The following is a 4,910-nucleotide window of genomic DNA, read 5'->3' on the forward strand; positions in this document are numbered from 1 at the left end:
CGCCCGTGCCCTCGGCCGCGGCGTCGGCGGCGCGCTCCGGACGACGGGAGCGCTCGGTCTTGACCGGCTCCTTCTTCGGCGCGGAGACCAGACGGCCCTTGGTGCCCTCGGGGATGTCGAGGTCGGTGTACAGGTGCGGGCTCGACGAGTACGTCTCGATCGGCTCCGGCTGGCCGAACTCCAGCGCCCGGTTGATGAGGGCCCACTTGTGCAGGTCCTCCCAGTCGACGAACGTGACCGCGATACCCGTCTTGCCCGCCCGGCCCGTGCGACCCGCGCGGTGGAGGTACGTCTTCTCCTCATCGGGGATCGTGTGGTTGATCACGTGCGTGACGTCGTCCACGTCGATGCCGCGGGCGGCGACGTCGGTCGCGACCAGCACGTCCTTCTTGCCCGCCTTGAACGCCGCCATCGACCGCTCGCGCTGGTCCTGACCCATGTCGCCGTGCACGCCGCCCACGTTGAACCCGCGGTCGCCCAGCTCGTCGACGAGACGCTGAGCGGCACGCTTGGTGCGGGTGAAGATGACGGTCTTGCCGCGGCCCTCGGCCTGCAGGATGCGGGCGATGACCTCGTCCTTGTCGAGCGAGTGTGCGCGGTAGACGAGGTGCTTGATGTTGGCCTGCGTGAGACCCTCGTCGGGGTCGTTCGCGCGGATGTGGATCGGGTTGGTCATGAACCGGCGGGCCAGTGCCACGATCGGCCCGGGCATGGTCGCCGAGAACAGCTGGGTGTGGCGCACGGCCGGGACCTTCTGGAAGATCTTCTCGATGTCGGCGAGGAAGCCCAGGTCGAGCATCTTGTCGGCCTCGTCGAGCACGACCTCGGTCGCGTTCGACAGGTCGAGCAGGCGCTGACCGGCCAGGTCGATCAGACGGCCGGGGGTGCCGACGACGATCTGCGCGCCCGCCTTGAGCTGGTCGATCTGACCCTCGTAGGCCTTGCCGCCGTAGATGGCGACGACGCTGGTCGAGCGGTTGCTGGTGAGCAGGTCGATGTCTTCGTACACCTGCACCGCGAGCTCGCGGGTGGGGACGACGATCAGCGCCTTGACGCCGTGCTCCGGGTCCTTCCCGAGCCGCTGCACGACGGGGATGCCGAAGCCGAAGGTCTTGCCGGTACCGGTCTTGGCCTGGCCGATGATGTCCTGGCCAGGCAGGCCGAGGGGGATGGTCTGCTCCTGGATCGGGAAGGCATCCACGATGCCCTTCGCGGCCAGTGCGTCGACGATGTCCTGATCGATGCCGAGATCGGCGAAAGTTGTCACTGTTTTCAGATTGCCTGTCCGGCGACCCGCGGGGATCGCCACGTAAACGGAGCCACGCCGTCTCTTGTGCCACAGGCGCGGGGCCCCGCTCCGACGGCGGGGACAGGGACAGCCTACCGGAGCCCCTCTCTCCGCCAGGAAGAAGCGCGGGCCCGAGTATTGTGAACGACGTGGTGGACTCGGGAGGACGGCCTCGTGGTTAAGTGGTTCTGGCAGCGCGACCGTGCGCCGCGGCGCGCCCTCGCACTGCGCAGTCGCGGCGAGCAGGGCGATGCGACCCGGGTCGATTTCGCCGAGCTGGCGCCCGAGCTTCCGCGCTTCCTCGGTCAGGCCGCCTACCTGCAGCTCGGCTACTTCGAGACGCTGACGCGACTCATCCGCGCGACACCCGAGCTGTCCGAGAAGGAGGCCCTGTCGCGCGCGGCGGGTGCCGCACTCACCAAGCACCGCGGCATCGTCGACCTGATCGCCGAGCGCGGAGACGACCCCACGCAGCTGATGCTCCCCTTCCGCGAGCACCTCGACGCGTTCCGCCGCAAGACCATCGGCGCGCGCCCCCGGGAGACGCTCCTCGCCGTGTACATCACCGCGGGTATGCTCGACGACTTCTATCTCGCCCTCGCGTCCAGCTACGGAGAGCCGGGGCGGCGCGTCGCCGAGATCCTGCGCGAGGACGACGCCAGGCACGAGCTCGTCGCGATCATCCAGGAGACGATCGAGAGCGACGAGGAGTGGCGGTCGCTGCTGTCGATGTGGGCGCGGCGCCTCGTGGGCGACACGATCCTCGTGTGCCGTGCCGCGCTGCGACCCGAACTGCTCGCCGTCGAGGAGGAGCGCATCGAGCCGGTCTACACCGAGCTCATGGGCGCGCATGCTCGACGCATGGACGCGATGGGCCTCGCCTCCTGAGCGGGCGGGCCCGCCGGGTCAGATCCCGAGCGCGGCCTTCGTCTCGGCGTCCGAGCGCCGGCGCAGGGCGGTGACCCCGACCGCGACCGCGGCCGAGACCACCACGGAGCCGAGGATGCTCGCGAGCCAGAGCCACGGGCTGTCCTCGCCGACGCCCGCCCACTGGAGCACGGTGTAGAGGAGCGCCGCGGTGGCGGTGGCGACGGCCGGAGCCAGGGCCACGCCCCGGAGCTCACGGCCGCCGACGACGTAGTGCACGGCGATGCCGAGCGCGCACGCCGCGATCAGGGCGAGGAGGATGTACATCGGCGGTCAGGCGACGAAGCCGACGCGGCGCGACTCCTCGGTGCCCAGCTCGATGAAGGCGAGGTTCGCGGTCGGCACGATGTAGGAGTTGCCCTTCACATCGGCGAAGCTCAGGTGGCTCGCGCTCTGCTCCAGCGCCGCGGAGACCTGGGTGCGGACCTCGTCCGCCGAGGCGGCGGTGTCGAAGCTCAGCTCGCGGCCGGTGTTGATGATGCCGATGCGGATTTCCACGCGTGCTCCTTGAAGTTCGTCGGACTCGCCAACTCTATCGCGCGGCACCGGGGCCGGATCGGCCGTCGCCGCCGGTTTCGCCAGCAGCGCACAGCGCGCCCGCGCGGGGCGGGCGACGCCCATGTCGGCCGCTCCCGTTAGCGTGGAGGACATGACTTCGGATGCCGCTCAACGTGCCGTGATCATGGCGCCGCCGACCGCGTCCGGCGTCATCATCGGTGCCCCGGGCACCGGCAAGACGACGGTGCTGGTCGACCGCATCGTGCGGCTCATCGACGAGGAGGGGCTGCGGCCGGAAGAGGTGCTCGCGCTCACCCCGAGTCGACAGGCCGCGACGGCGCTGCGCGATCGCATCGGCGTGCGCGTGGGACAGGCGACCCCCGGCCCGCTCGCCCGCTCGCTCGGTTCGTTCGCCTTCCAGCTCGTCCGCGGGGCGATGGTGCGCGAGGGCGCCGAGCCGCCCGCGCTGCTGACGGGCGCCGACCAGGACCGCATCATCGCGGAGCTGCTCGCGGGAGACACGGAGGACGGCCGCATCGCCTGGCCCGAGTCGCTCAGCGCCTCCGTGCGGGCGTCGAGAGGATTCCGGTCGGAGCTGCGCGCGTTCCTGGCCGAGTGCACCGAGCTGGGCGTGCACCCCGAGGAGCTGCGGTCGTCGGGCAACGAGGTGTGGGCGGCCGCTGCGGAGTTCCTGGTGGAGTACCGCACGGTGCTCGACGCCCTGCGATCGGCCCACCGCGACGCGGCCGACCTGCTCAGCGAGGCGAGCGCGATCCTGCGCACGGCCGATGCCGCCACCCTCGGCCCGCTCGCGCCCGTGCGCGCGGTGCTGATCGACGATGCGCAGGAGCTCACGCGCGGGGGCATCGCGGTCGTCCGGGCACTGCTCGACCGCGGGGTCGCGGTGCTGGCCTTCGGCGACCCCGACATCTCGTCCGGGGCGTTCCGTGGCGCGAGCCCCGAGCTCTTCTCGCAGCTGGCGGGGGCGCTCGGCGACGTGCACGTGCTCGACGGGGCGCACCGACAGCACGCCGCGCTCACCGCGCTCACCCGCACCGTGACGCAGGCGATCGGGGTGTCGGGGCGCGTGGAGCATCGGCGGGCGCCCGCGCCGCTCGCGGGGGAGGACGAGGCCCCCGTCGTGTCCACCTTCCTCGCGCCGTCGCCCTACGAGGAGTTCGACCGCATCGCGGGGGTGATGCGCGACTGGCATCTGAGCGACGGAGTGCCGTGGGATCGGATGGCGGTGATCGCCCACGACACCCGTCAGGTCACCGCCCTGGAGACCGAGCTGGCGGCGCGGGAGATCCCCACGCGAGCCGCCGGGGTGCAGCGACCGCTCGGCAGCGAGGGGATCGTGCGCGACATCGTCGGGATCGTCCGTCTCGCGCTGACCCCCGACGAGGAGCGGACGGTACAGGCGTGGGAGGACGCACTGCGGACGCCGTTCGGGGGCATGGATGCGATCGCCCTCCGACGACTCAGGGCGCGGCTGCGGCATCTCGAACTCGCCGGCGGGGGATCGACGCCCGCGCGCGAACTGCTGCGTCAGGCTCTGTCGCAGCCCGCGACCCTCACCCTCATCGACGCCCCCGAGTCGCGCACGGCGGAGCGCTTCGCGGAGACGGTCGAGGCGGTCGCCAGGGCCGCCGCGGAGGGCGAGACCATCCACGATCTGCTGTGGCGCGTGTGGGAGCAGGCCAGGGCGGTGGACGGTCGCCGGCTGTCGGTGGCGTGGCGGGAGATCTCGCTGCTGCCGACCGGGGCGGAGACCGCGCGCTCGCTCGACGCGCTGGTGGCCCTGTTCGACGCGGCCAAGCGGTTCGTGGAGCGCACGCCGAACGAGAAGCCCGAAGTGTTCGTGCGCGACATCCTCGACAGCGAGGTCCCGGAGGACACGCTGTCGACGCCGGAGCGTCCCGGCACGGTCACCCTGCTCACCCCCGCGACCGCATTGGGCACGGAGTTCGACGCGGTCGTCGTCGCCGGGGTGCAGGACGGCGTCTGGCCCAACGTACGGCTGCGCGGCGGGCTCCTGCAGACGTGGCGGCTCCCCGGGGCGCTCGCCGCCGCCCGCACCGGTGTGCCCGACGAGCCGCCCGGTGTGCTCGACCGCCGACGGGCGGCCCTGCACGACGAGCTCCGTCTGTTCGTGCGGGCGATCTCGCGCGCCCGCGGCCGACTGCTGATCACGGCG

The 4,910-nt window shown here is 71.9% G+C and carries 5 protein-coding genes; 2 read left to right on the plus strand and 3 right to left on the minus strand.

Annotated features, from left to right (window positions below; translation table 11 throughout):
- Positions 1–1,267, minus strand: a 1,267-nt coding sequence (locus tag DW299_RS01675; RefSeq protein ID WP_136035406.1) for a DEAD/DEAH box helicase, incomplete at its 3' end; no start/stop codon positions are given.
- A gap of 195 nt (positions 1,268–1,462) precedes the next feature.
- Between DW299_RS01675 and DW299_RS01680 the strand changes: the two genes are divergently transcribed.
- Complete coding sequence (locus tag DW299_RS01680) at positions 1,463–2,176, plus strand: ferritin-like fold-containing protein (RefSeq protein WP_136035407.1); 714 nt, start codon at positions 1,463–1,465, stop codon at positions 2,174–2,176.
- 18 nt (positions 2,177–2,194) lie between these two features.
- On the opposite strand, the gene DW299_RS01685 is transcribed toward DW299_RS01680, so the two are convergent.
- Positions 2,195–2,482, minus strand: coding sequence for a hypothetical protein (locus DW299_RS01685; protein ID WP_136029973.1), 288 nt, complete (start codon positions 2,480–2,482; stop codon positions 2,195–2,197).
- Positions 2,483–2,488: 6 nt separating this feature from the next.
- Positions 2,489–2,713 carry a DUF3107 domain-containing protein gene (locus tag DW299_RS01690; protein WP_136029971.1) on the minus strand — a complete coding sequence of 75 codons (225 nt, stop codon included), beginning with the start codon at positions 2,711–2,713 and terminating at the stop codon, positions 2,489–2,491.
- A gap of 151 nt (positions 2,714–2,864) precedes the next feature.
- Between DW299_RS01690 and DW299_RS01695 the strand changes: the two genes are divergently transcribed.
- Positions 2,865–4,910: ATP-dependent helicase (locus DW299_RS01695; protein WP_168443053.1), on the plus strand; the 2,046-nt coding region annotated here is incomplete at its 3' end.

It is taken from the genome of Microbacterium sp. K35, from assembly GCF_004794375.1.
In the GTDB taxonomy this organism is placed as follows: domain Bacteria; phylum Actinomycetota; class Actinomycetes; order Actinomycetales; family Microbacteriaceae; genus Microbacterium; species Microbacterium sufflavum.